The sequence below is a fragment of the Streptomyces malaysiense genome, assembly GCF_000980885.2.
GTDB lineage: Bacteria > Actinomycetota > Actinomycetes > Streptomycetales > Streptomycetaceae > Streptomyces > Streptomyces malaysiense.
Genome location: NZ_LBDA02000127.1, coordinates 1 through 304 on the forward strand (window position 1 = coordinate 1; position 304 = coordinate 304).

Genomic DNA, 304 nt, shown 5'->3' on the forward strand with positions numbered 1-304 from the left:
CCGCGCCGAACTCGTCGTGGACGCCCTGGACATGGCCTACGGCCGAGGGAACCTGGAGCCCGGCTGCGTGATCCACAGTGACCGCGGCAGCGAATACACCTCGACCCAATTCTGGGACCGAATAAGAGAGTTGGGACTGCGAAACAGCTGCGGACGCACCGGATCATGCTTCGACAACGCGGCCGCGGAGAGTTTCTGGGCCCTGCTCAAGGAAGAGATCGGCACCCGCATCTGGCCCGACCGGGCCACCGCCCGCGCCGAGGTCTTCACCTTCATCGAGAGACCCTGTTGCCCAATTACTCAT

1 protein-coding gene is annotated in these 304 nt (G+C 63.8%); it reads left to right on the forward strand.

All coding sequences use genetic code 11. The features are described from left to right. The coding region (locus VT52_RS33990) for a DDE-type integrase/transposase/recombinase (RefSeq protein ID WP_143070963.1) at positions 1-304 on the forward strand (304 nt) is incomplete at both ends.